Origin of the sequence: Micromonospora sp. NPDC051006 (assembly GCF_044456245.1) — a bacterium.
Lineage (GTDB): Bacteria > Actinomycetota > Actinomycetes > Mycobacteriales > Micromonosporaceae > Micromonospora.
Genome location: NZ_JBITFP010000004.1, coordinates 299,155 through 320,441, shown reverse-complemented (window position 1 = coordinate 320,441; position 21,287 = coordinate 299,155). Strand labels below are relative to the sequence as shown.

Sequence of the window (21,287 nt, the reverse complement as noted above, 5' to 3'; positions counted from 1 at the left end):
GGCCGGCAGTCCAGGTCGGCGCGATTGGATCTGGCCGTCCGCACGCCCGGCGTCCCTACGATGGCGGCCCGCTCGTTCGAGCGTCGAGGTCTGGAGGACGTCATGCTGGAGCGCTTCGCCGATCTGACCACCCCGCTGGTGGCGGACGCCTGCGTACGCCTGGGGGTGCCGTTGCGCGTCGCGCCGCCCGGCGTGGGCTCGGTGGTGCCGGGTCAGCGGATCGCCGGGCGGGTGCTGCCGGCGCGGCACTACGGAAGCGTGGACGTGTTCCTGGAGGCGTTCGGCCACGCCACGCCGGGCGACGTGCTGGTGGTCGACAACGGCGGTCGCTCGGACGAGGCCTGCGTGGGCGACCTGGCGGTGCTGGAGGCCGCCGCGGCCGGGGTGGCCGGGTTGGTGGTGTGGGGGCTGCACCGGGACAGCGCGGAGTTGGCCGAGATCGGCGTGCCGGTGTTCAGCTACGGCAGGTGTCCACTCGGGCCGGTGCGGGTGGACGACCGGGAACCGGAGGCGTTGACCACCGCCCGGGTGGGTGGGCATCTGGTGGGCCGCGACGACGTGGTGTTCGGCGACGACGACGGGGTGCTCTTCGTGCCCGCCGGCCGGGTCGAGGAGGTGCTGACGGTCGCGGTCGGCATCCGCCAGGTCGAGCGGGAGCAGGCCGACCGCATCCGCTCCGGCGAGACGCTGCGTCGGCAGACGGCCTTCGACGACTACCTGCTCCGGCGGGCGGCGGATCCGGCGTACACCTTCCGCCGCCATCTGCGGCGCGTCGGCGGCGCGATCGAGGAGTGACCCGGCCGGCATCTAGCGCGCCGGCGAGTATTGGCAATATCCTCCATCTCACGCGCGGCCCCTGGAGCTACTTTTCACCCTGCCGTCCTGGCCGCAGAGGAGATGTCATGCACCTCGACCATTCCGAACTGGACCGCCGTACCCTGCTGCGGGCCGGCCTCGGCGCCGCGACGGTCGCGGTCGTCGGGAGCGAACTCGCCTTCCCGGCCGCCGCCCAGGCGGACCCGGGCGCGGACCTGGACTGGATCTACAGCTGCGACGAGTGGGGGGCGCGCCCGCCGGCCGACCCGCTGTCGGTCAGCGCCATCGCCACCAACAAGATCATCGTGCACCACATGGCATTCCCGAACGTCACCGACTACTCCGAGGCGCAGGCCATCAAGCTGGCCCGCGACTGCCAGGACCTGCACATGGACGGCAACGGCTGGTCCGACACCGGGCAGCACTTCACCGTCAGCCGCGGCGGCTACGTTCTGGAGGGCCGGCGAGGCAGCCTGGAACGGCTGCAGGCCGGCGACCGCCAGATGATCTCGGCGCACTGCCCCGGTGAGAACGGGCGAGCCATCGGGATCGAGAACGAGGGCACCTACGTCACCGAGACCCCGCCGCAGGCGCTGCTGGACTCGCTGGTCAAGCTCTGCGTCACGATCTGCCAGCAGTACGGGCTGCACGCGCACGACATCTTCGGCCACTGGGACTTCCGCAACACGCAGTGCCCGGGCGCCGCCTTCTACCGGCAGTTCCCGACCCTGCGCCGCCGGGTGTTCCAGGCCCTCGACACCGACCTCTCCGACGTGCCGGCCCGGCGCTGGCCGGACCTGTGGCGCTTCGTCAGCTCCCCGGCCGTGCAGGTGGTGCAGTATCTGCTCGCGCACCGCGGCTACACCGTGCCGATCAACAGCGTCTTCGACGCGGCGACCGTGGCCGCCGTGCAGGACTGGCAGTACCGCAACGGCCTCCCAGTGGACGTCGACGCCACGCTCACCCCGCAGACGTGGGAGACCCTGGCGCCGGAGCTGGACAAGGACGCCACCGGGCTGCCGGTCCAAGCGGTGCAGTTCATCCTCAACATCAAGGGCTACGCCGAGGTCACCGTCACCGGCGAGTACGACTACGTCACCATGAAGGCCGTCAAGGACCTGCAGGCCCTGCACGGCCTGCCCCGCAACGGCAAGGTCACCACCAGCACCTGGTGCGCGATCGTCGGCGGTGTGGTTCGGCAGTCCTTCAAGCGCCGCTGACCCGTGGGCGTAACCGGCGGGGGAAGCGTCGACGCCCGGCGTCTCCCCCGCCGAAACGCGCTCCCGGTTCGTTGCCCCACCCCCGCTGCTCTGCGACGATGACGCAGGTCACGACCAAGGAGGGTGCTGTGGCTTCTCGACTCAACCCGTATCTCAACTTCCCCGGCAACGCCCGCGCGGCGATGGAGTTCTATCACCGGGTCTTCGGCGGCGACCTGCGAATGAACACGTTCGGTGAGGTCGGCGAGCAGGACCCGGCGCTGGCCGACCAGATCATGCACGCCCAGCTGGAGACCGAGCGCGGCTTCACGCTGATGGCCTCGGACCTCCCGCCCGGGATGGAGCACAGCCCGGGCAACAACATCAGCATCAGCCTCAGTGGCGACGACGGCGACGAGCTGCGCGGCTACTGGACGCAGCTCAGCGAGAGCGGCGCGGTGGTGATGCCGCTGGAGAAGCAGATGTGGGGCGACGAGTTCGGGATGTGCACCGACCCGTTCGGCATCGCGTGGATGGTCAACATCTCCCAGCCGCAGGGCTGACCCACGCCCCGCCCTCGGCGACGATCTGAACGCCGCCGGCGCCTGTTTGCCCCACGCCGATCCCGGAAAGAGTGCGGGGATGAAATGGGCACGTCGAGCGGTACCCCTGGCCGCGGCCGCCGTCGCGGCGCTCGCCGCGCGGGACCTGGTCCAGCGCGACCACGCGCTGCTGCGTAACTTCCCGGTCCTCGGCCGGGCGCGCTACCTGCTGGAGGCGATCGGGCCGGAGCTGCGGCAGTACATCGTGGCCGGCAACAACGAGGAGCGGCCGTTCACCCGGGACCAGCGCCGCTGGGTGTACGCGTCGGCGAAGCAGCAGAACAACTACTTCGGCTTCGGCACCGACAACGACATCGAGCACACCCCCGGCTATCCGATCATCAAGCACCGCACCTTCGGCCGGGCCGTACCGCCGTCCGCGCCGGGCGCCGGGCAGGAGGTGCGGCTGCCCTGCGCCAAGGTGCTCGGTGAGTCCCGCGGCCGGGCCCGCGCCTTCCGCCCGCAGTCGGTGGTGAACATCTCCGGGATGAGCTTCGGCTCCCTCTCGGGCAACGCCATCGAGGCGCTCAACCGGGGCGCGGCGCTCGCCGGATGCCTGCAGAACACCGGCGAGGGCGGGCTGTCGCCGTACCACCGCAACGGCGGTGAGCTGGTGTTCCAGATCGGCACGGCTTATTTCGGCTGCCGGGACGAGCGGGGGCGCTTCAGCCTGGACCGGCTCAAGGAGCTGGTCGCCGGCGCGCCGGTGCGGGCGTTGGAGATCAAGCTGAGCCAGGGGGCCAAGCCGAGCCTCGGCGGGCTGCTGCCCGCCGCGAAGGTTTCCGCCGAGATCGCCGCGACGCGAGGCATCCCGGCGGGGCGGGACTGCGTCAGCCCGTCCCGGCACGCGGAGTTCACCGACTGCGACAGCCTGCTGGACTGGGCGGAGCTGCTCGCCGCCGAGACCGGACTGCCGGTCGGCATCAAGTCGGCGGTCGGCGACCTCGGCTTCTGGCAGGAGCTGGCCGGGCTGATGCGGGACACCGGCCGCGGCGTCGACTTCGTCACCGTCGACGGTGGGGAAGGCGGTACGGGCGCCGCGCCTCTGATCTTCACCGACTCCGTCTCGCTCCCCTTCCAGCAGGGCTTTCCCCGGATCTACCGGGTCTTCGCCGAGCACGGCCTGCACGAGCAGGTGGTCTTCGTCGGCTCGGGCAAGCTCGGCCTGCCCGACAACGCGATGGTGGCGTTCGCGCTGGGTTGCGACATGGTCAACGTGGGCCGGGAGGCGATGCTCTCCATCGGCTGTATCCAGGCGCAGAAGTGCCACACCGACACCTGCCCCACCGGCGTCGCCACCCAGAACGCCTGGCTGGCCCGGGGCCTGGACCCGGCGCTGAAGTCGGTGCGGGCGGCGCACTACGTCCGGACCCTGCGCCGCGACCTGATGCGGGTCGCCGAGGCGTGCGGGGTCGAGCACCCCGGGCTGGTCGACACGACCGCGGTGGAGATCCTGGACGGTCGCGGCGGCACGATTCCGCTGCACGAGATGTACAGCTACCGCCCCGAGTGGGGGCTGCCCTCGCCGGCGGACCGCACGGAGATCGTCCGACTGATGGCCGGGGAGGCGCCCCAGGGCGGCAGCGCCCCACCGTCGCCGACGGCGGTCGGCTGAGCCGCGTCCGCGCCGCAGAAAATGAGGGGGCGCCGGCGCGGCCGCGTCCCTATCGTGAGCCGGTGCTGATCAGACGAGAGACCGCCGCCGACGTCGACGCCATCCGGGCGGTGCACACCGCCGCCTTCGCCAAGCCGGACGCGCCGGACGCCGTCCCCGTCGAGGCCCCACTGGTAGACGCGCTCCGCGCCGACGCCGGCTGGGTGCCGGCGCTGTCGCTGGTGGCGGTCGACCCCGACGGTCAGGTCGTCGGGCACGTGGTCTGCACCCGGGCGCTGGTGGCCGGACGGCCGGTCGCGCTGGGTCTCGGGCCGCTGGGCGTGCTGCCGCAGTGGCAGCGCCGCGGGGTCGGCTCGGCGCTGATGCACGCCGTGCTCGCTGCGGCGGACGCCCGGGACGAGCCGCTGGTGGTGCTGCTCGGGCACCCCGACTACTACCCGCGCTTCGGGTTCCGGCCCGCGGTCGAGCACGGCGTCACCCCGCCGGTGCCGCAGTGGGGGCCGCGCTACTTCATGGCCCGCCCGCTCAGCGCCTGGGATCCGACGATCCGCGGCGAGTTCGCGTACGCGTCGCCGTTCAACGACCTCTGACCTTCCGCCCGGTGACCGGAGTGTTGCATTCTGGTTGCCATGGGAGAGGTGCTGCCGATACCCAGCTTCGGTGACCTGTTCGCCGACAGCCGGGGCGAGGACCGGACGATGCGTGTCAGCTACCACCCGGACCGGGATGCCGTGGTGCTGTCGCTCTGGAGCGGCGCGGTGTGCCGGGGATCGTTCCGGATGGCCACCGGCGACCTGCCGCGACTGCTGTCCCTGCTCACCGAGATCTCCGGGGGCGGCACGGCGGACGCACCGCCCGACGCCACGCCGCCGGACCGGACCGACCCACGGGTGACGGTGGTGCGCCGCGCCGCGATCCCGCCGGCCCGGGCCGCCGACGCGCCCGGTGAGACCGCCGGGCCCGCGCACCGCACCGTGCTGCCGATCGTGCCCGCGCCCCGGGTCGCGTGACCGGCGCTACGCCGGCGGCCACCGGACCCGGCCCGCCGGCGTCCTGACCGACCGGCGGGGTGCGCGCGTTCGGGCAGGTCAGTGCCGGCTTCGTCGCGGCCGTGCGAACATATGTTCGTGTCGACCGGGGCCACCATCCTGCACGCCGACCTGGACGCGTTCTACGCCTCGGTCGAGCAGCGGGACTTTCCACGGCTGCGTGGCCGCCCGGTGATCGTCGGCGGCGGGGTGGTGCTCGCCGCCAGCTACGAGGCGAAGGCCCGCGGCGTACGCAGCGCGATGGGCGGTCACCAGGCGCGCCGGCTCTGCCCGGAAGCGATCGTGGTGCCGCCCCGGATGTCGGCCTACACCGCGGCCAGCCGGGCGGTCTTCGAGATCTTCCGGCAGACCACCCCGCTGGTCGAGGGGCTCTCGGTGGACGAGGCGTTCCTCGACGTGGGCGGCCTGCGCCGACTGGTCGGGCCGCCGGCCGACATCGCGGCCCGGCTGCGCCGCGAGGTCCGCGAGCAGGTCGGGCTGCCCATCACGGTGGGGGTGGCCCGGACCAAGTTCCTGGCCAAGGTCGCCAGCGGGGTGGCCAAGCCGGACGGTCTGCTGCTCGTCCCGCCCGACGGCGAGCTGGCCTTCCTACATCCGCTGCCGGTGGAGCGGCTCTGGGGGGTCGGCCCGGTGACGGCGGCGAAGCTGCGCGAGCGGCGGATCCGCACCGTCGGCGAGGTGGCCCGGCTCGGCGAGGCGGCGCTGGTCTCGATGCTCGGCAAGGGCGCGGGTCGGCACCTGCACGCGCTGGCGCACAACCGCGATCCCCGGCCGGTGCAGGTGGGTCGGCGGCGCGGCTCGATGGGCGCGCAGCACGCGCTCGGCCGCGGCCCGCACGCGCCGGCCGAGCTGGGCGCCATCCTCGCCGGGCTGGTGGACCGGGTGACCCGGCGACTGCGGGCGGCGGACCGCAGCGGCCGGACGGTGGTGCTGCGGCTGCGCTTCGCCGACTACAGCAGGGCGACCCGGTCGCACACTCTCGGCAAGGCGACGGACGACACCGGCGTGGTGCTCGGGGCGGCCCGGGCCCTGCTGCGGACGGCGGGTCCGGAGATCGAGCGGCGGGGCGTCACGCTGCTCGGCGTGTCGGTGGGCAACCTGGACGACGCCCCGGTCCAGCCGCCGCTGCCGTTCGACCGCGATCCCGGCGCCGACCTGGACGCGGCCGTCGACGCGGTCCGGGACCGCTTCGGCACGGCGGCGCTCACCCGGGCGGTGCTGCTCGGCCGGGACGCCGGCCCGGAGATGCCCCGCCTGCCGGACTGACCGGACGCTCCAAACGACGTCCGGAAGCGATCAGCCCGGTGTCGAGGCCGGCCGCGGGGTGGGCGAAGCCGGTGGTCCGAACCGGATCAGGGCAGCCGAGAAAGTGCGGTTCGCGGGGGCGCGATGGGCGCAGAAACCGGTTACAGTGCTCGGACCGGACCCCGTGACACCCCAGGAGGTACCCCCGGTGACGAGCACCAGCGACCACCAGCCGGCCGACGCCCGCACCGACTGGGAGGCGCGGATCGCGCTGCGCAGCGACGAGGAGGGCACGACGGACGGCGCTCCTGACCTCGCGCCGCCCGACGGACTGACCGCGCTCGCCGGGGTCGGTCACGTGCGCCTCTCCTGGTCCCCGGTGCCCGGCGCGGTGGGCTACCTGGTGCACCGCGCGCCGCTGCGCGACGGCGCCCCGGCGGCCGAGTTGACCCCGGTCGACCACCTCGGCGGTGACGTTCTCTCCGTCCCGGACACCTGGTACGTCGACACCACCGGCGAACCGGGGCAGCCGTACGCGTACGCGGTGGCCGCCGTCCCCGAGGTCACCGTCACCGGCCCGCTCGGCGCGCCGGTGACCTGCGCGTCCCGGCCCGCCACCGGCGTGACGCCGACCGTCGAGCTGACGGTGGACGCAGCCGCAGCCGGTGCCCCGCTGCCCCGGCCGTGGCAGCCGATGATCGGTAGTGAGCGGCTCTCCCAGCTGCTCTGCACGGACCTCTCCGGCGGCAGGGAGATCGGCGGTGAACTGCTCGCCGCGCTGCGCCGGGTACGCGACGAGATCGGGGTCGAGACGGTCCGGGCGCACGCGATCCTGCACGACGACCTCGGCGTCTACCGCGAGGTCGACGGCGCTCCGGTGATCGACTTCTCCGGCGTCGACCGGGTCTACGACCTGCTGCTCGCCACCGGGCTGCGGCCGGTCGTCGAGATCGGCTTCATGCCGCGCGACCTGGCCAGCGATCCGGAACGGACGGTCTTCCAGTACCGGGGCGTGATCTCCCCGCCGAAGGACTGGGACCGCTGGGCGGAGCTGGTCCGCACCATGGTCGCGCACCTGCTCGACCGCTACGGCGAGGAGGTGCTCGGCTGGGACTTCGAGGTGTGGAACGAGGCCAACCTCGAGGTGTTCTGGTCCGGCACCCGCGACGAGTGGATGCGGCTGTACGACGTGACCGCCCGGGCGGTCAAGGACGTCGACCCGCGGATCCCGGTCGGTGGGCCGTCCTCCGCGGCCGCCGGGTGGGTCGACGCGCTGCTCGCCCATGCCCGCCGCTCCGGCGCGCCGGTGGACTTCGTCTCCACGCACACCTACGGCAGCCCGCCGCTGGATCTGCGCCCGACCCTGCGCCGGCTCGGTTTCCCGCACGCGCGGATCCTCTGGACCGAGTGGGGTGTCACCCCCACCCACTTCCACCCGGTCAACGACGGCACCTCGGCGGCCACCTTCCTGCTCACCGGCATGCGCTCGGCCGCCGGCCGGGTCGACGCCCTCTCCTACTGGGTGGCCAGCGACCACTTCGAGGAGCTGGGCCGGCCGCCGCGGCTGCTGCACGGCGGCTTCGGCCTGATCACCGTCGGCGGTCTCGCCAAGCCCCGCTACCACGCGCTGCGGATGCTCAGCCAGCTCGGCGAGACCGAGCTGCCGGTGCCGGCCACCGGTGACGGCGCCGACGGGCTGGTGCAGACCTGGGCCAGCCGGCGGGCGGACGGCAGCCTGGCGATCCTGCTCTGGGCCGCCACTCTCGACCAGTCCAAGCGGGACGGCGACCCGGCACTGGCCCGGCAGATCCGCCTCGCAGTCGACGGCGCCGCCGGCCGCACGGTGACCGTGACCCGGCTCGACCGCGAGCACGGCGACATCACCACGCTCGCCGAGCGGCTCGGCGTCGCCGAGTGGCCGGTCGGGGAGCAGTGGGACGCGCTGCGCGCCGCCGACTCGCTGACGGTGGAGAAGGTGGACGTCGTCGCGGACGGCACGGCCGCGGTGCTGGAGCTGCACCTGCCGCAGCCGGGCGCGGTCCTCGTCGAGGTGGCCGGGGTCTGACGTGGCGGCCACCGCGCCGTGGGCGGCGACCTCCGCCACCGGCCCCGCCGGGCCGGCCACGCCCCCGGCGGGGTCGGGACCGACCGCCGCCGGCGGCGTCCGGGTACGGGCCGGGCGGGGGCAGGTCGACGTCGACTGGGATCCGGTGCCCGGCGCCGCCGGCTACCTGGTGCACCGGGCCGACGGCGACGGCCCGTACCGGGTGGTCGACCATCGCGGCGGCGACCTGCTCGCGGTTCCCGGCCCGCCGTACGCCGACACCACCGTCGAACCCGGACGGACGGTGCGGTACGCGGTGCGGCCGGTGCACGACCCGGACCGGCCCGACGACGGCCCGCTCGGGCCGGTATCGGCGCCGGTCGCGGCGCGGACTGACGGCGACGCCCTGGTCGAGGTGGACGTCGACGCGGGTCGCCCGGTCGGGCCGGTGCACCGACCATGGCGGGACCTGGTCGGCTCCGAGCATCTGAGCCTGCTGCTCTGCCGCGACCGGGTGGGCGGCGAGCCGATGGGCGACGGGCTGGCCGCCGCGCTCGGCCGGGTACACCGTGAGCTGGGTGTGCGGCGGGTCCGCGCGCACGGCATCCTCGGTGACGACCTGGGCGTCTACCGGGAGGTCGACGGCCGCCCGGTGCACGATTTCAGCGGCATCGACGCGGTGCTGGACGCGCTGGCGCCGACCGGTTTGCGGCCGCTGCTGGAGCTGTCGTTCGTGCCCCGGGCGCTGGCCCGCGACCCGTCCCGGCAGGTGACCGCGGCCGGTGTGTCCAGCCCGCCCCGGGACTGGGACCGGTGGGCGGCACTCGTCGGCGACCTGGTGCGGCACCTGCGGGCCCGGGTCGGCGACGGCGAGCTGCGGCGGTGGGCGGTCGAGGTGTGGAACGAACCGGACCTGGACTGCTTCTGGACCGGCAGCCGCGAGGACTACCTGCGGATGTACGACGTGACCGCCCGGGCGGTGCGCGAGGCCTGCCCCGGCCTGCCGGTCGGCGGGCCGGCGACCGCCGCGACGAAGTGGATCGAGCCGTTCCTCGACCACGTCGACGCCTCCGGCGCGCCGTTGGACTTCCTCTCCACCCACGTCTACGGCAGCCCGCCGCTGGACCTGCGTCCGGCCCTGGCCCGGCACGGCCGGGCCGACACCCCGCTGCACTGGACCGAGTGGGGCCCCTCCCCCACCCACTTCGCACCGGTGAACGACTCGGTGCTGTCGGCGGCGTTCGTGGCCACCGGGATGTACGAGGCGGCCGGACGAGTGGCGGCGCTGGCCTGCTGGGTGGCGAGCGACCACTTCGAGGAGCTGGGCCGCCCACCCGCGCTGCTGCACGGCGGGTTCGGGCTGCTCTCGGTCGGCAACCTGGCCAAGCCCCGGTACTGGGCGCTGTGGATGCTGGAGCGGCTCGGGCCGGTGCGGTTGGCCGCGCGGCTCGACGGCGACGGCGCCGGCACGCTCGTGCGGGCCTGGCCGTCGGTCGACCCGCAGACCGGGCGGGTCGCGGTGCTGCTCTGGAACTGCACGCTGGACCAGGGCGTGCTGGACCGGCCCGAGCAGCGCCGCCGGCTGGCTCGCACCGTCCGGCTGCGGATCGACGGGCTGACCGCCGGGGCGTATCAGCTGCGGCACCGACGGCTGGACGAGCGGACCTCCAACCTGGCCGCCACGGCTCGCCGGCTCGGCGTCGACGGCTGGCCCACCGCCGAGCAGTGGGCCGGGCTGCGCGCCGCCGACCAGCTCGCCGACGCGGCACCGCCGACGACCCTGACGCCGGACGAGGGTCACCTGGTGCTGCCGATGATCCTGCCCATGCCGGCGCTGTCCCTGGTGGAGCTGACCCCCCGATGACCGGACCGTGGTGGCGCGAGGCCGTCACCTACGAGGTGTACCTGCGCTCCTTCGCCGACGCCGACGGCGACGGACTCGGCGACCTGCCCGGCCTGCGCGCCCGGCTGCCCTACCTGGCCGCCCTCGGCGTGGACGCGGTGTGGGTGACCCCGTTCTATCCCAGCGCCGACCACGACGCGGGCTATGACGTGGTCGACCACCGGGACGTCGACCCCCGGCTGGGTACCCTCGCCGACCTGGACCGGGTGGTCGCCGACGCGCACCGGCTCGGCCTGCGGGTGCTGGTCGACCTGGTGCTCAACCACGTCTCCACCGCCCATCCGTGGTTCGTCGCCGCACGGGCCGCCGGCCCGGGGTCGCCGGAGCGCGGCCGGTTCCACGTCCGGCCCGGACGCGGGCCGCGCGGTGACCAGCCGCCGAACAACTGGCCGTCGATCTTCGGCGGCCCGGCGTGGGCGCCGTTCGGCGACGGCGAGTGGTACCTGCACCTCTTCGACATCGAACAGCCCGACCTGCGCCACGAGCACCCGGAGGTGGCCGCGGACGCGCTGGCCACGCTGCGGTTCTGGCTGGACCGCGGGGTGGACGGGATCCGCTTCGACGCGGCGGGCTCGCTGTCGAAGGACCCCGACTACCCGGCGCTGCCGGCCGGCTGGCGACCCGGCGATGCCGCCCCGTACAGCGATCGCGACGAGGTGCACGAGATCTACCGCCGGTGGGCGCGCGAGCTGGCGTCGTACCCGGGCGAACGGCTCGGGGTGGCCGAGACCTGGGGCGGCCCGGAGGTGCTCGCGCCCTACCTGCGCCCGGACGAGCTGGGGCAGGCGTTCGCGATGGACCCGCTCTACTGGCCGCTGCGGGCACAGTCGTGGCGGGACGGGGTGCGGGCGCTGCTGGCCGCCACCACCCGGCACGGTCGGCTACCGACCTGGGTGCACGGCAGCCACGACGTGCGGCGGGCAGCCGAGCGGTGGGGGCCGGACGGCGCGCGTGCGGTGCTGCTGCTGATGCTGGCGCTGCCCGGCGCGGTCTACCTCTACGCGGGCGACGAGTTGGGTCTGCCCGAGGTGACGCTGGCCGACGAGGCGATCCGGGATCCGGTGTACCGGCGCTCCGGCGGCGCCGACCGGGGCCGCGACGGCGCCCGGGTGCCCCTGCCGTGGACCGAGGGACCGCCGCCGTACGGTTTCGGCCCGGCCGGTTCGACGCCCTGGCTGCCCCAGCCGGCCGGCTGGGGCGCCCGTTCGGTGGCCGGCCAGCGCCACGACCGGACCTCCGCGCTGGCCCTGACCCGCGCGGCGTTGTCGCTGCGCGGGACCTGGTGGCACGGCCGGCCGGCGGAGTTGACCTGGCGGGACGCCCCGGCCGGATGTCTCGCCTTCCGGCGCGGGCCGGACGGGCCGACCTGCCTGGTGAACCTGGGTGAGGCGCCGGTGGACTGGCGTCCGTACGGGGACCGGGTGCTGCTGGCCAGCGCCGCCGCCGAGGAGACGCTGCCCGTCCGGGCGACCGCCTGGCTCGTTTGACCGGCCTGGGCCGATCCGGCCGGGTCCCCGGCCGGACCTTCCCCGTCGCGCGCGAGGGCCGACCGGGGTGCCCGGTCACGCCGACGGGCAGGTCTCCCGGCCCGGGTGCAGGGTCACGCCGACGGCGTGGTCTCCCGGCCGGCGGTGTCGGCGAACGGGTTGGGGATCGAGTCGAGCAGCAGCCGGGTGTAGGGGTCGCGGGCCGATCCGATCACGTCCCGGGTCGGACCGCGCTCCACCAGCACGCCCTGGTTGAGCACCAGCACCTCGTCGGCGAGCAGCCGGGCGCTGAGCAGGTCGTGGGTGATGTAGAGCATCGCCAGCCGGCGGTCCTGGACCAGCGCGCCGAGCAGCTCCAGAATCTCGGCGCGGATCGACACGTCCAGCATGGAGATCGGCTCGTCGGCGATCAGCACCCGCGGCTCGGGCGCCAGGGCGCGGGCGGTGACCACCCGCTGCCGTTGACCGCCGGAGAGCTGGTGCGGCAGCTTGTCGAGGAACTGCCCGGCCGGGGCGAGGCCCACGCTCTCCAGCAGTTGGGCGGCCCGTTCGCGGGCCGCGTCGCCGCGCAGCCCGGCGAAGTTGGCCAGCGGCCGGGACAGGGCGTACCCGACGGTGCGGGTCGGGTTCAGGGCGCTGAACGGGTCCTGGAAGACCATCTGCACGTGCCGGCGGTAGTCGCGCAGGGCCCGGCCGCGCAGCCGGTCGACCCGGAACTCGCCGCCGCCGTCGCCGGTGAACCGGACCTCGCCTCCGCCGTCGCCGGTGAACCGGACCTCGCCGCTGCTCGGGCGTTCCACCCCGGTGACGATCCGGGCGAGCGTCGACTTGCCGCTGCCGCTCTGCCCGACCAGGGCGGTCACCGCGCCGGGGCGCAGCGCGAGGGACACGTCCCGGACCGCCTCGACGGTGCTGCTGCGCAGCCCGTGCCGGCTGGTGTAGCGCTTGGTCACCCGCTCGACCCGGAGGACGGCGTCGTCGGGCGCGTCGGTGCGCGGGGTCGGCGTGCCGGTGGCCGGGAAGTGGCTGCCGAGGGTGGCCGCCGCGTCGGGGGTGCCGAGGGTGACCACCGGCAGCCGGTCGTCCTGGGCGACCAGGCAGCGGACCAGCCCGCCGTGGTCGGGAAGCAGCTCCGGGTGAGCCGTGTGGCAGGCGTCCTCGGCGTGCGGGCAGCGCGGGGTGAAGAGGCAGCCGGAGTGCGTACGGGACAGATCCGGCGGCCGGCCCGGGATGTAGGTGACCCGCACGTCGGGCAGTCGCGGGTCGGCGTACGAGCCGAGCAGGCCCCGGGTGTACGGGTGCCGTGGCTCGCGCAGCATGTCGGCGGCGGCGCGGTCCTCGACAACCTCGCCGCCGTACATCACCATCACCCGGTCGGCCATGTCGAGCACGGTGCCGAGGTCGTGGCTGATGAACAGCACGGCGAAGCCCAGCTCGCGGCGCAGCTCGGCCAGGCGGGTGAGGATGCCACGCTGCACCACCACGTCGAGGCCGGTGGTCGGCTCGTCCAGCAGCACCAGCTTGGGTCGCAGGGCGAGGGCGAGGGCCAGCGCCACCCGCTGCTTCATCCCCCCGGAGAGCTCGTGCGGGTACGCGCGCAGCACCCGCCGGTCCAGGGCTACCAGCTCGAGCAGCTCGGTGGCCCGCTCGGTGACGTCGCCGGGCACCTTGTGCGCGGCGAAGGTGTCCGCGAACTGGGCCTGTACCCGGATCACCGGGTTGAGCGAGTTCATGCTGCTCTGGAAGACGGTGGAGAGGTCGACCCAGCGCAGCCGGCGCAGCTGCTCCTCGTCGGCGGCGGTCAGGTCGACGCCGTCGAAGGTGACCCGGCCGCCGGTGATCCGGGCCGGTGGGGAGAGCAGTCGCAGCACCGCGTTGCCCAGGGTGGACTTGCCGCAGCCGGATTCGCCGAGCAGGCCGACGAACTCGCCCTCGGCGATGCGGAACGAGACGTCGTGCACGGCCCGGTTCGGCGGCTGGTCGTGCGGGGTGTAGGTGACAGAGAGGTGGTCGACCTCGAGCAGGGTCATCTCAGTCCTCCCGCAGATGGGGGTTGCTCAGCGCGTCGATGCCGAAGTTGATCAACGTGAACGAGGTGATCAGGAGGGAGAGCGCCAGGCCCGGGGCGATCAGCCAGGCCCACTGGCCGGTGAGCAGCGCGCCGCCGAGGCTGGCCTGGTTGAGCATCGTCCCCCAGCTGACGGTCTGCGGGTCGCCGAGCCCGAGGAAGGCCAACCCCGCCTCGCCGCCGATCGCGCCGAGCGCCGCGCCCATGAAGCCGACCACGATCAGCGAGGTCATGTTGGGCACGATCTCCCGGGCGATGATCCGGAAGGTGCCGTCACCGGCGAACCGGGCCGCGGTGATGTAGTCGCGGGTGCGCAGGGTGATGATCTGCGATCGCTTGATCCGGGCGCCGTACGCCCAGCCGGTCACGCTGATCACGAAGATGATCAGCCAGAGGCCGCGGACCGGGGCGTACGCGGCGAGGGTCACCATCAGCGGCAGCGCCGGCACGACCAGACCGAGGTTGATCAGGAACGACAGCACCTCGTCGACCCAGCCGCCCAGGTAGCCCGCGGTCAGCCCGATCACCAGCCCGATCAGGGTGCAGAGCAGGCCGGCCGCGAGGCCGACGACCAGCGAGGTGCGGGCGCCGACGACCAGTTGGGAGAAGACGTCCTCGCCCTGGGCGGTGGTGCCCAGCCAGTGGCTGCCGGTCGGGCCGAGCGAGGTGGGAAAGGCGTCCTCGCGCGGGTCGTACGGCGCGATCAGCGGCGCGAGGGCGGCGACCAGGATGAACGCGGCGAGCATCAGCAGGCCGATGCGGCACTTGCGGTTGCGCCAGAGGATGACGAACCAGCCGGGCAGTCGGCTGCCGCGGGACAGCTCACGGGCGGTGGCCTGGACACCTTCGCTGTCCCGGCCGGGCGCCGGTACGGCGGGAGCGGGGGTGCTCACGCGACCCCACCCCGCTCGTCGTGGTCGTTGCTCATACCGACTCCGCCTTTCGCACCCGGGGGTCGAGGAAGCCGTACAGGAGGTCGGCGAGGAAGTTCGCCACCAGCACGCCGATCGTGGTGAACAGGAAGATCGCCTGCATCAGCGGATAGTCCCGGCTGGACACCGACTCCAGCAGCAGCCGCCCCATGCCCGGGTAGTTGAAGACCGTCTCGACCAGCACCGTGCCGCCGAGGATGCTGCCCAGCGCGATGGCGAAGCCGGTGACATTGGGCAGGATCGCGATGCGCGCGCCGTAGGTGATGGCGACCCGGCGGCGGGGCAGGCCGCGGGCGACGGCGAGGCGGGTGTGGTCCTCGCCCAGACTCTGCACCATGTTGTTGCGCATGCCGATGATCCAGCCGATCGGGCCCGTGATCAGCAGCGCGACCGCGGGCAGGACGCTGTGCTGGAAGGCGTCGGAGATGAAGATCCAGCTCCAACCGGGTGAGCTTCCGCCGCCGTAGCCGCCGCGTTCGGGGAACCAGCGCAGGGTGATCGCGAAGACGTAGATGAGCAGCAGAGCGAGCCAGAAGAACGGCAGGGTGCCGAGGAACGTCGAGCCGAGCGTGATGACCGAGTCCACCCGGCTGTTGCGGCGGTACGCGGCCCAGGTGCCGAGCAGCGTGCCGACGATGAACGAGATGATCTGGGTGACCCCGACCAGGATCACCGTCCACGGCAGCGCCTGCCCGATCATGTGGGTCACGCTGTACGGGAAGTAGGTGTAGGACACCCCGAAGTCGCCGTGCACGACCGCGCCGAGGTACTGCACGTACTGCTCGAAGAGGTTGCCGTCGGGGGTGCCCAGCATGACCCGGATCGCCTGGAGCTGGGCCGGATCGATGCTCTCGCTCTGCCCGGCCAGCCGGGACACGATGGCCTCGGCCGGGTCGCCCGGCTGCAACCGGGGGATCAGGAAGTTGAGCGTCACGGCGGCCCACAGGGTGCCGAGGAAGAACAGGAGGCGTCGGGCGAAGTAGGCCACGGCGAGCCATCCCCTCTCCGGGACGGGCCGGCCGGCGCGCGGGGCGCCGGCCGGCCATCGGCTACTTGGCGTCGGCCCCGGCGGGCTGCAGGTTGGTGATGATCAGCAGGTTGTCGCTGGGCGCGGCGTACGGGTTCTCCTCGCTCGGCCAACCGATCGCCTTCGCGGTCCGGTACTGGAACCACTTTGCGCCGTACCAGAGCGGGATCACCGGCGCCTGGTCGATCATGACCTTGGTCAGGTCGGCGACGGCGGCTTTCTGGGCGGCCTCGTCGGTCGCGGTGCGCAGGGTGTCGATCAGCTGGTCGGTGCGCGGGTCGTTCCAGCGCACGAAGTTGCTGACCGCCTTCTTGCCGATCGGCGCCGACTGGTCGCTGGCCAGCGGCTCCTGGAAGTTGCGGAACATGTTGCAGCTGCCGCCGTGCACGCCGAGCAGCATGTCGTAGTTGCCGATAGCCCGGTCGTTCTCGTACGCCTCGGGGGTGGGCGTCTCGGCCCGGACGGTGAAGCCGAGCGCGGTCAGGTTCGCCACGATGATCCGCTGCGCCTGCATCCAGTCGGTCCACGAGCCGGGCACCCGGAAGCTGAAGGCGACCGGCTTGCCGTCCTTGCCGACCCGCTTGCCGTCACCGTTGCGCGGGTAGCCGGCGGCGGTCAGGTCGGCGTCGGCCTTGGCCGCGTCATAGCCGATCACGCCCTGGTTGGGGATGTCCGTCGGCAACCACTTCGCCTGCCCGGGCACCACCAGTCCGCTCTGGCTCGCCGGCTTGACGTAGCCGAGCTGCGCCTTGTCGACGATCTCCTGGCGGTTGAAGGCGGGCACCAGGGCCTTGCGGAAGGCGGTGTCGTCGAACGGCGCCTTGGTGAGGTTCATGTAGACGCTGATCGAGCCACCAGAGGGGTACCAGTACTTGTTGTGCGCCGGGTCCCGGTCGACGTACGCCTTCTTGATGTCCGGCACGAACATCGCGTTGGTGTCGTACTCGCCGCGGCTGAGCTTCAGCTGGTCGATCTGCCCGCCACCGTCGGCCTTGTGGAACCGGAGCTCGTCGACCTTGACCTTGTCGGCCTGCCAGTAGTCGGCGTTGCGGCCCAGCGTCAGCTGCTGCGGGTTGAACGCCTTGACGGTGAACGGTCCGGTGCCGACCGGCTTCTCTGCGTTGGTGAAGGTCACCGGGTCGCTCTGGGTGGACCAGACGTGCTTCGGCACGATCTTGATCTCGCTGAAGAGGGTGAACGCCGCCGCACCGGGCTGGGCGAACCGCATGGTGACGGTCTGCGGGTCGCTCGCCTCGACGGCGCTCAGGTAGCGCCAGATGCCCTTGACGTCCAACGCCTTGTGTTGTTTCAGCATGTCGAAGGTGAAGGTGACGTCGTCGGCGGTGAACGGCTTGCCGTCGTTCCACTTCACCCCGTCGCGCAGCTTCCAGACCAGCGTCTGCGGGTCGGACCACGTCCACTCGGTGGCCAGCCAGGGCTTGGCCTGGCAGCCGTAGTTGTCGTAGGCGATCAACTGCTCGAAGAGGTACTCGGTGGCGCCGAGCCGGCTGGCGTCCAGGTAGGGGTTGTAGTTGGCCTGGGGGTTGCTGCCGCCGCCGAAGTCACCGTAGTCGAGGAAGGCGATCCGGCCTGCGGTGCCGGGGCCGGAGGCCTGTTCGGTCCCGGTGCAGCCGCTGGCGGCCAGGGCGACGGCCGCCGCGAGGGCGGCGATCCGGGCGAGCTTCGATCGTTTCACTTGCCGGTACCTCCAGTGGGGGGTTCCGCCGGGCAGCCGCAGCTGCGGCGCACGACGAAATCGGTGGGGAGGACGATGCTGTCGGGTGCCGGGGCGCCGGGGGCGTCGACGGCGGCGAGGATGAGCCGAGCGGCCTCCGCGGCCAGGTCGCGCACCGGCTGCCGCACGGTGGTGAGCGGGGGTGAGACGAGCGCGGCCATGGGCGCGTCGTCGAAGCCGGTGATGACGACGTCCTCCGGTACGCGCAGGTTACGGCCGAGCGCGCCGACCAGGGCGCCGAGGGCGATCTCGTCGTTGGCGCAGACCACCGCCTGCGGGACCGTCGCCGGGTCGCGGAACAGCTGCTCGGCGGCGAGCACGCCGTCCGGCTGCTGCATGGCGACCCGCAGTGGTTCCGCGGGCGGGGTGAGGTCCAGCTCCCGGTGCGCGGCCCGGAAGCCGGCCCACCGGTCGCTGATGTCGGGGGATCCGTCCGGGTTGCCGACGAAGCTCAGGCGGCGCAGGCCGTGGTCGACCAGCAGGTGCCGGGTCAGCCGGGTCATCGCCGGCTCGTTGTCGACGCTGACCGAGGGCACCGTCTCGGGGCCCCGGCCGGCGAGCACGACGACCGGCACCATCTCGGCGAGGCGGAGCAGCGCCGGGTCGGAGATGGTGCCGCCGATGACGGCGACGCCGTCGACCCGGCGGGCCATCTCCAGCACCTGGTCGTCGGAGTCCTCGCGCAGATGGGTGCAGAGGATGTGCACGCTGGCTCTGGCCGGCACGGCCTCCGACTCGAAGCCCTGGATCAGCTCGGTGAAGTAGGGGCCGGACAGACCCGGGAAGACCAGTCCGAGCGCGCCGTGCCGGCGGGCGGCGAGCGCCCGGCCGAGGTGGTCCGGCCGGTAGCCGTGCTGCTCGATGGCTTCCAGGACGCGGCGGCGCATCTCCTCCGACACCTGACCGGTGCCGTTGGAGACCCGGGACACCGTGGCGACGGAGACGCCGGCCAGCCGGGCGATCTCCCGAACCGTGACCCGACTGTTGCCCATGACTCCCTCGATCCGTAACGTGCGGTTAACAGAAACCGGTTTCAGGCACCATAAGCAGGCGTCCGCCAGATCACAAGAGGACCGCCTGAAGATCCGCCGAGAGGAAGAGTCGAACCGCATGTCGCGAGTGCTTCTCCACGACCGCAGGATCGTCGTCGACGGCCGGCCCCGGCTGCTGCTCGCCGGGGAGGTGCACTACTTCCGGCTGCCCCGCTCGGCCTGGGCCGACCGGCTCGACCGGCTCCGCGAGTGCGGCGGCGACACGGTGGCCACCTACGTGCCCTGGCTCTGGCACGAGCTGCCGAACGGCGACGTGGACCTCACCGGGCGTACCCACGAGCAGCGGGACCTGGCCGGCTTCCTGGACCTGGCCCACGAGCGCGGCCTCTACGCGGTGGTGCGGCCCGGCCCGTTCATCATGGCCGAGGTCAAGAACGAGGGCATCCCCTACCGGGTGTACGACGAGCACCCGCACCTGCTGCCGACCACCTGGGACAACCGAACCGTCGAGACCCGGACCATCGACTACCTGGCCCCGGAGTTCCTGGCCGCCACCGACGGCTGGTACGCCGAGGTGATGCCGGTGATCGCCGAGCGGCTGGCCGACCGGGGCGGACCGGTGATCGCGGTCCAGTTGGACAACGAGATCGGCATGCTCTCCTGGGTGACCAACTCCCCCGATCTGACCGACGGGCTCTGCGAGGACCTGCGGCGCTGGGCCGTCGACCGGTACGGCAAGGACGGCGCGGCGCAGCGGATCGGCGCGGACCCGGGCGACCCGGTGGCCTGGGCGGCGGCCCTGCGCACGCCCGCCGAGCCGCGCTCCCTGCCGGTGCACGACGACCTCGGCCGCTACATGCGCGACCGCTACCGGCGGTACGTGGCCGAGCTGCGCGACGCCGCCGAGCGGCACGGTGTGACCGGGGTGCCGTTCCTGATCAACGTGCACGGCACCGGAGGCGGGCGGGGCCGCACCTTCCCGATTGGAATCAGCCAACTCTTCGAGGCCTACCGCGGGCAGCCGCAGGTCACCTCCGGCTCCGACTACTACCTCGGCGACCTGACCGTCACCAACGTCGCCGACCTGTACGTCGGCAACGCGTTCCTGGCCGCCGTGCACGACGCCGACCAGCCGCTGACCTCGCTGGAGTTCGAGGCCGGCAACGGCGACTACGGCCAGGACCTCTCCATGCTCTACCCGCCGGAGGCGGTCGAGCTCAAGGCACGGCTCTGCGTGGCACAGGGCAACCGGCTGCTCAACCTCTACCTCTTCGCCGGCGGCTACAACCCGCCGCTGGCCGAACCGGTCGGCGACGGCAACGACCGGATCGCCTTCACCGGTGAGCGGCACGGCTTCGCCGCGCCGGTCGACCCGGAGGGGCGGCTCAACCCGACCTTCGACGCGGCCCGGCGCGCGTTGCACGCGTTCCGTGGGGTCGCCGACCTGCTCGCCGACTCCGACGAGGAGGACGACGGACTGGCGCTCGGTTTCGTGCCGGACCACTACCTCACCGAGTACCACCACCCGGCGTCGGCATCGCGGGCCGAGCAGATCGCCGATCTGGAACGGTTCCGCGGCATGGGCCCCCGCGACGTGCTGGCCCGGGCGCTGCTGCTCGCCGGCTTCTCCTTCCCGGCCGTCGACCTCTCCGCCGCCGGGGGCGGCCTCTCCGCGGCCGGGGGCGGCCTCTCCGCGGCCGGGGCGGCCGGCAGGCCACCGGTGATCGCCCTGGCCAGCGCCGCGACGCTGGGCCGGGACGTGCAGCGGCGACTGGTCGAGCACCTGCGCCGCGGCGGCGGCCTGCTGCTGCACGGGGTGCTGCCGGAGCGGGACCACGACGGCAGCCCCTGCACGGTGCTCGCCGACGCGCTCGGGCTCACCGTCACCGGACGATCCGAGGGCGGGCCGCACCACTTCCCCTCCGTGGTCGGGCACGGCTGGGCGGCCGGGCGGGCGGAGGCCCGGGTCGGCTACGCACAGCGGCTGGCCGGCGCGACGGCCGAGTCGGTGCTCACCGAGGTCGCCTCCGGGGAGCCGTGCGCGGTGGAGGTCACCGTCGGCGACGGCCGCGCCCTGGTGGTCGCCGCCGACGTGCCGTGCGACCTGGACTTCTGGCGGGCGGCGGCGGCCCGGCTCGGGGTGCGCCCCCGGCTCGCCCCGGACGCCGACGGGCCGGGTCTGGTGCTCACCTCCACCGTGGACCGGGCCGGGCAGCGGCTGCTGCACCTGATCAACGTCGCACCGTCGCCGGTCACCGTGGCGCTGGGCTGGCACGGCACGCCGGTACTCGCCGGCCGCCGGCTGCGGGTGCCCGCCCGCACCGGGCTGATCCTGCCGTACGGGATCCGGGTCGGCGCCGCCACGCTGGTCGAGACGACCTGCGAGCTGGTCGCCCTCGACGGCGCCACGGTGCTGCTGCGCCCGACCCAGGGCGACGACAAGGTGGTGCTGGCCACCGACCGCCCGGTCAGCGCGAGCCGCGGCACGGTGCACGTCGGCGACGGTCGGGTGACCGTCCGGCTGCCCGGCGCGCCCGACGAGGAGCCGGTCCGGATCAGCGTGGGCTGACCGG

The 21,287-nt window shown here is 73.4% G+C and carries 16 protein-coding genes; 11 read left to right on the top strand and 5 right to left on the bottom strand.

All coding sequences use genetic code 11. The features are described from left to right. Nucleotides 1–60 precede the first annotated feature (60 nt). The 10 genes from ACIBBA_RS10065 (at nt 61) to ACIBBA_RS10020 (ending at nt 11,960) form a co-directional block, all read left to right on the top strand. Nucleotides 61–795 carry an RraA family protein gene (locus ACIBBA_RS10065; RefSeq protein WP_396695657.1) on the top strand — a complete coding sequence of 245 codons (735 nt, stop codon included), beginning with the start codon at nt 61–63 and terminating at the stop codon, nt 793–795. Nucleotides 796–902: 107 nt separating this feature from the next. Continuing rightward, nucleotides 903–2,036: a peptidoglycan-binding protein gene (locus ACIBBA_RS10060; RefSeq protein ID WP_396695655.1), complete on the top strand. Its 1,134-nt coding sequence runs from the start codon at nt 903–905 to the stop codon at nt 2,034–2,036. A gap of 128 nt (nt 2,037–2,164) precedes the next feature. Further along, nucleotides 2,165–2,578: a VOC family protein gene (locus ACIBBA_RS10055; RefSeq protein ID WP_396695653.1), complete on the top strand. Its 414-nt coding sequence runs from the start codon at nt 2,165–2,167 to the stop codon at nt 2,576–2,578. A gap of 79 nt (nt 2,579–2,657) precedes the next feature. Next, the gene (locus ACIBBA_RS10050) at nt 2,658–4,232 is read left to right on the top strand and encodes a glutamate synthase-related protein (protein WP_396695651.1); all 1,575 of its coding nucleotides are present in this window, start codon (nt 2,658–2,660) and stop codon (nt 4,230–4,232) included. Nucleotides 4,233–4,294: 62 nt separating this feature from the next. Beyond that, the gene (locus ACIBBA_RS10045; RefSeq protein WP_350874888.1) at nt 4,295–4,822 is read left to right on the top strand and encodes an N-acetyltransferase; all 528 of its coding nucleotides are present in this window, start codon (nt 4,295–4,297) and stop codon (nt 4,820–4,822) included. Nucleotides 4,823–4,861: 39 nt separating this feature from the next. After that, nucleotides 4,862–5,242 carry a hypothetical protein gene (locus ACIBBA_RS10040; RefSeq protein WP_396695649.1) on the top strand — a complete coding sequence of 127 codons (381 nt, stop codon included), beginning with the start codon at nt 4,862–4,864 and terminating at the stop codon, nt 5,240–5,242. A 117-nt stretch (nt 5,243–5,359) separates the two neighbouring features. Continuing rightward, a complete protein-coding gene (gene dinB / locus ACIBBA_RS10035; protein WP_396695647.1) occupies nt 5,360–6,547 on the top strand; it encodes a DNA polymerase IV in 1,188 nt (395 codons plus the stop codon). Between the two features lie 187 nt (nt 6,548–6,734). Next, nucleotides 6,735–8,591, top strand: a complete 1,857-nt coding sequence (locus ACIBBA_RS10030) for a xylan 1,4-beta-xylosidase (protein ID WP_396695645.1) — start codon at nt 6,735–6,737, stop codon at nt 8,589–8,591. A gap of 1 nt (nt 8,592) precedes the next feature. After that, a complete protein-coding gene (locus ACIBBA_RS10025) occupies nt 8,593–10,434 on the top strand; it encodes a xylan 1,4-beta-xylosidase (RefSeq protein ID WP_396695643.1) in 1,842 nt (613 codons plus the stop codon). Further along, complete coding sequence (locus ACIBBA_RS10020; RefSeq protein ID WP_396695641.1) at nt 10,431–11,960, top strand: alpha-amylase family glycosyl hydrolase; 1,530 nt, start codon at nt 10,431–10,433, stop codon at nt 11,958–11,960. Before ACIBBA_RS10025 ends, ACIBBA_RS10020 begins: the two co-directional genes overlap by 4 nt. A gap of 113 nt (nt 11,961–12,073) precedes the next feature. Here the strand turns inward: ACIBBA_RS10020 and ACIBBA_RS10015 are convergent, their stop codons facing one another. From ACIBBA_RS10015 to ACIBBA_RS09995, 5 genes are all read right to left on the bottom strand, one after another. Beyond that, complete coding sequence (locus ACIBBA_RS10015) at nt 12,074–13,990, bottom strand: ABC transporter ATP-binding protein (RefSeq protein ID WP_396695639.1); 1,917 nt, start codon at nt 13,988–13,990, stop codon at nt 12,074–12,076. A gap of 1 nt (nt 13,991) precedes the next feature. Next, complete coding sequence (locus ACIBBA_RS10010) at nt 13,992–14,921, bottom strand: ABC transporter permease (protein WP_350874895.1); 930 nt, start codon at nt 14,919–14,921, stop codon at nt 13,992–13,994. Between the two features lie 31 nt (nt 14,922–14,952). Then, nucleotides 14,953–15,948 carry an ABC transporter permease gene (locus ACIBBA_RS10005; RefSeq protein WP_396695637.1) on the bottom strand — a complete coding sequence of 332 codons (996 nt, stop codon included), beginning with the start codon at nt 15,946–15,948 and terminating at the stop codon, nt 14,953–14,955. A gap of 61 nt (nt 15,949–16,009) precedes the next feature. Continuing rightward, nucleotides 16,010–17,683 (bottom strand): ABC transporter substrate-binding protein, encoded by a 1,674-nt coding sequence (locus ACIBBA_RS10000; protein ID WP_396695635.1) that lies wholly within the window; start codon nt 17,681–17,683, stop codon nt 16,010–16,012. Beyond that, nucleotides 17,680–18,714, bottom strand: a complete 1,035-nt coding sequence (locus tag ACIBBA_RS09995; RefSeq protein ID WP_396695633.1) for a LacI family DNA-binding transcriptional regulator — start codon at nt 18,712–18,714, stop codon at nt 17,680–17,682. The genes ACIBBA_RS10000 and ACIBBA_RS09995 overlap by 4 nt, the downstream gene beginning before the upstream one ends. Before the next feature lie 118 nt (nt 18,715–18,832). On the opposite strand from ACIBBA_RS09995, the gene ACIBBA_RS09990 reads away from it, so the two are divergent. Further along, nucleotides 18,833–21,283 carry a beta-galactosidase gene (locus ACIBBA_RS09990; RefSeq protein ID WP_396695631.1) on the top strand — a complete coding sequence of 817 codons (2,451 nt, stop codon included), beginning with the start codon at nt 18,833–18,835 and terminating at the stop codon, nt 21,281–21,283. Nucleotides 21,284–21,287: the final 4 nt, after the last annotated feature.